We start from the raw sequence: 2630 nt of genomic DNA, 5'->3' as shown, positions 1-2630 counted from the left end.
CCGCCCGGACCCCGCTCGGTGCGCTGGCGCGCGTACTCCTCGGCGCGCCGGCCGGCCGGCCGGCCCTGCTGGAGCCGCGCCGCCGCCCGCCCCTCGGCCGGTCCGAGGGCGCCCAGCACCGTCCCGCCGGAGTGCCCGTGCGCCTCCCGCGTGGCGATCTCCTTCAGCCGCAGCGACAGCTGGAGCGTGCTCGGCCGGTCGCCCGGATCCTTGGCCAGGCACGCCTGGAGGAGCGGCGCGAGCGCCGCGGGCACCCCCGCCAGCTGCGGCTCCTCGTGCACCACGCGGTAGAGCATCACCTCGGAACTCCCCTGCCCGAAAGGCGAGTCCGCCGTCGAGGCGTACACCAGCGTGGCGCCCAGCGCGAAGACGTCGGTCGCCGGAGTGACCGCCGCGCCGCGCACCTGCTCGGGCGCGAGGAAGCCCGGCGAGCCGACCGCCGTGCCCACGTGCGTCAGGGTGCTCGCGCCGGTCGCCCAGGCGATCCCGAAGTCGATGATCCGCGGCCCCTTGGGGGACAGCAGGATGTTCGAGGGCTTCAGGTCGCGGTGCACGACCCCCGCGTCGTGCACCGCGAGCAGCCCCTCGGCCAGCGCCGAGCCGACCGAGGCGACCTGCGCGGCCGCCAGCGGCCCGTCCTCGGTCACCTTGTCGTGCAGCGACGGGCCCGGTACGTACTGGGTGGCGAACCACGGCCGGTCCGCCTCCAGGTCGGCGGCCACCAGCCGGGCCGTACAGCCGCCGCGGATGCGCCGCGCGGCGGACACCTCCCGCGCGAACCGGGAGCGGAACTCCTTGTCCTCGGCCAGGTCCGGCCTGATCACCTTCAGCGCCACCCGCTGCCCGCGCCGGTCGGAGCCGAGGTAGACCACCCCCATGCCGCCCGCGCCGAGCCTGCGGTGCAGCCGGAACGAGCCGACGACCCGCGGATCCTCGCGCCGGAGCCGCATCATCGCCATGTCCGTCCCCTACCTCCGGTGAGGGAGGCCCCTTCCCCTGCCTTCGGCGGGGACGCCCCATCCGCTGCCGTCCGTCTGACGTGCCACAGCTTACGGATTGACGGCCCGCAGCGCCGACAGGCCGCGCATGCGTCGGCAGGTCGGTTGTCAGTGGTGGGTGGGACCCTTGAAGGGTGGGCAGGACGCGGCGGCGGCCGCGGCCCGGCCCGCGTGCGGAGCCTTAAGGGACCGACGGGGAAGGGGGATTGGGACCGTGAAGGGTGATCGCGTGGAGATCGTCGTGGACGCGGGGGACACGACGCGGACGTACGAGGTGGTGGCCAGCCGGGCGGGGCGGCGGGTCGAGACGGCGGTGCGCCGGGGTGTGGTCGAGGTGAGCGAAGTCACCCGTAGTGGTTCGGTGGTGCGCACCGCCCGGTTCATGGCCACCCGGGTGCTCGCGCTGGTGGAGCACCCCGTGCCCAGGACCGAGGAGGGCGACCGGGACTAGTGCGGCCTCCGCCCGGCGCCGGAGCAGGGAGGCTCCGGCGCCGGGCGGCCGGGCGACATCTCCACCCAGGGCGGCCGGGCGACATCTCCACCCAGGGGAGTAGTCGCCGCCCGCCCGCCTCCTCCTCCGGGAGGCCCCGGCAATCGATACGGGGCATGACGTCCCGGACCCGGCCGGACGCCTAGGGTTGAGGTTCAGCGGCGGGCGCAGCACTCGTCCCCCGAGGTCAGACGCTCGCCGCTACGGAAGTGACCTCCGCTGGGGGCGGCGACGCCCCCCTCGGTGGCCACCCGGCGGCTGGGAAGCCGTCGGCAGACAAGACGTCGTCCGTGGCGGGAATGCCGGGGCGCTCACGCGTCCTGGGGCCCGGAAGAGCGGTCCGGGCTGGGGACTTCCAGCCAAACAGCCCCGTGGGGACGGGGGTGCGGCGGACGGCACGAATGCCCGGGTGGCTGGGGAGCCGCCCGGGCATCGCGTTTCCACGGCCCCTTTCGCTTCCGCGCTTTCCGGCGCTCCCGCGTGCCGTGACGCACCGCTCCGCGCCCCCGCCGCACCGTCCGCCGCGCCGTCTCGCGTCCGCCCCGCCGACGAGTTCCACGGCGGGCCGTCCGCCTCCGGCTCCTTCCGGGCACCGGCCGCGCCGTCGCCGCCTCCTGGCGACGCGTTCCGGCCGAGCCGTCCGGCACCGCCGCGCGGCCGTCCCCTGCCACGGCCTGACCGCGCCGGTTGTCATCCCATCGGATGACGCCGCTTTCGGTTGCGCGGCGGCCGGCCCCGCCTCCCGGCCCGGCGCGCACCGAACGCGGCGGACCGGGCTCCCGGCCGTCGCCGGAAAGGTCCCGGGCTGCCGCCGGTTCCCGCGCCCGGCGCCGCGAGGACGGCGGGCCCCGTCGCGCCGCCCGCGAAGGGCGCCGCCCGGCGGTAGCCGGCGAAGTCCGTACGGCGGGGGAGGGGAGCGCGGCGGGCGGCCCGGCGGTGGCCGGGGAGGCGCCGCGTGCGAGACGGCGGCGCCGCGAGGCAGACGTGACTACGACGGCAGGGCCTAGGCTCGGGGCGGGCGCCCGTGTCGTGGCGCCGAGGCGAAGGACGGGGGAGCCGTGACCACCACTCCGCGGCCGGACGCGCCCGGCGGCGCCCGCCGCCGCGCCGCGGACCCCGGCCCCGCGCCGCCCCCCGTGCCC

2 protein-coding genes are annotated in these 2630 nt (G+C 77.5%); one reads left to right on the top strand and one right to left on the bottom strand.

Going from position 1 to position 2630, the window contains the following annotated elements:
• Positions 1-959: serine/threonine-protein kinase (locus tag RKE29_RS29195; RefSeq protein WP_312008722.1), on the bottom strand; the 959-nt coding region annotated here is incomplete at its 3' end.
• Positions 960-1212: 253 nt separating this feature from the next.
• On the opposite strand from RKE29_RS29195, the gene RKE29_RS29190 reads away from it, so the two are divergent.
• Positions 1213-1449 carry a hypothetical protein gene (locus RKE29_RS29190; RefSeq protein ID WP_312008719.1) on the top strand — a complete coding sequence of 79 codons (237 nt, stop codon included), beginning with the start codon at positions 1213-1215 and terminating at the stop codon, positions 1447-1449.
• Positions 1450-2630: the final 1181 nt, after the last annotated feature.

Source organism: Streptomyces sp. B1866 (assembly GCF_031932565.1).
GTDB lineage: Bacteria > Actinomycetota > Actinomycetes > Streptomycetales > Streptomycetaceae > Streptomyces.
Note: the sequence above shows the minus strand (reverse complement) of the source record. Positions and strands in the feature narration are given on the sequence as shown.